The organism is Bacillus sp. 05T31, assembly GCF_056396725.1.
Window position 1 is genome coordinate 1 of record NZ_JBFTMA010001370.1, and the last position, 462, is coordinate 462.

Here is a 462-nt window from a genome sequence, read left to right on the forward strand (position 1 = left end):
ACATAAAAGACCTAGAAGAAATCGTAAACTCAAGTATTCGTCAAACAATTGGTCGTTCAATTAATACAGTGTTAACAGTGTTATTCCCAGTAATCGCACTACTTATTTTTGGTAGTGAATCACTGCGTAACTTCTCGCTTGCATTATTAATTGGATTAGTTGTAGGTACGTACTCTTCTATTTTCGTGGCTTCTCAAATTTGGTTAATGCTTGAAAACCGTCGTTTGAAAAGGGGAAAAAACAAGAAGAAGGTTGAGAAAGAAGAACCTGAACCGCAAGTATAAAAAAGATGATGTCTCATTATGAGGCATCTCTTTTTTCGTTTGTGGATACAATAAGATAGCAACTTTTGAAAGAATGAAATGGAATAAAGTGGTGATGTTATCGCTGATTTTGTTAAAATAAAGTGAAACTTTAATAAGTGGGGGTTTTGTTCATCCCCACTTATTATTAGCCTTCACC

1 pseudogene is annotated in these 462 nt (G+C 34.4%); it reads left to right on the forward strand.

The window, feature by feature from the left end:
- A pseudogene (locus tag AC1DJR_RS33350) lies at positions 1–284 on the forward strand (protein translocase subunit SecDF); the annotation flags it as partial.
- Positions 285–462 lie beyond the last annotated feature (178 nt).